This window comes from Actinomadura rubrobrunea NBRC 15275 (genome assembly GCF_001552235.1).
Classification (GTDB): Bacteria; Actinomycetota; Actinomycetes; order Streptosporangiales; family Streptosporangiaceae; genus Spirillospora; species Spirillospora viridilutea.
Genome location: NZ_BCQU01000212.1, coordinates 1 through 1,104, shown reverse-complemented (window position 1 = coordinate 1,104; position 1,104 = coordinate 1). Strand labels below are relative to the sequence as shown.

Here is a 1,104-nt window from a genome sequence, read left to right as displayed (position 1 = left end):
GCCCTTGGTCTCGATGCCCAGGCTCAGCGGGGTGACGTCCAGCAGCAGGACGTCCTTCACCTCGCCCTTGAGCACGCCGGCCTGCAGCGCGGCGCCCACGGCGACGACCTCGTCGGGGTTGACGCCCTTGTTCGGCTCCTTGCCGCCGGTCAGCTCCTTGACCAGCTCGGACACCGCGGGCATGCGGGTCGAGCCGCCGACCAGGACGACGTGGTCGATGTCGTTGACGGTGATGCCGGCGTCCTTGATGACCTGGTGGAACGGCTTCTTGGTCCGCTCCAGCAGGTCGGCGGTCATCCGCTGGAACTCCGCCCGCGACAGCTTCTCGTCCAGGTGCAGCGGGCCCTCGGCCGACGCGGTGATGTAGGGCAGGTTGATCTGCGTCTCCGACGACGACGACAGCTCGATCTTGGCCTTCTCGGCCGCCTCCCGCAGCCGCTGCAGCGCCATCTTGTCCTTGGACAGGTCGACGCCGTTGGCGTTCTTGAACCGCTCGACCAGCCAGTCGACGATCGCGTTGTCCCAGTCGTCGCCGCCCAGGTGGTTGTCACCGCTGGTGGCCTTGACCTCCACCACCCCGTCGCCGACCTCCAGCAGCGACACGTCGAAGGTGCCGCCGCCCAGGTCGAACACCAAGATGGTGGCCTCGTTCTCCTTCTCCAGGTGGTAGGCCAGCGCCGCCGACGTGGGCTCGTTGATGATGCGCAGCACGTTCAGGCCGGCGATCTGCCCGGCCTCCTTGGTCGCCTGCCGCTGGTGGTCGGAGAAGTAGGCGGGGACGGTGATCACCGCGTCGGTGATCTGCTCGCCCAGGTACGCCTCGGCGTCCCGCTTGAGCTTCTGCAGCACGAACGCGCTGATCTGCTGCGGGGTGAAGTCCTTGTCGTCGATCTTCTTCTTCCAGTCGGTGCCCATCTCCCGCTTCACCGACCGGATGGTGCGGTCGACGTTGGTCACCGCCTGGCGCTTGGCGACCTCGCCGACCAGCACTTCACCGTTCTTGGCGAAGGCCACGACGGACGGCGTGGTCCGCGCTCCCTCCGCGTTGGCGATCACCGTGGGCTCCCCGCCCTCCAGGATCGCCACGACCGAGTTGGTCGTCCC

The 1,104-nt window shown here is 67.8% G+C and carries 1 protein-coding gene; it reads right to left on the bottom strand.

Annotation, left to right across the window (positions count from 1 at the left end; genetic code table 11):
- Nucleotides 1–1,104: Hsp70 family protein (locus AR3_RS29070; protein ID WP_157406856.1), on the bottom strand; the 1,104-nt coding region annotated here is incomplete at both ends.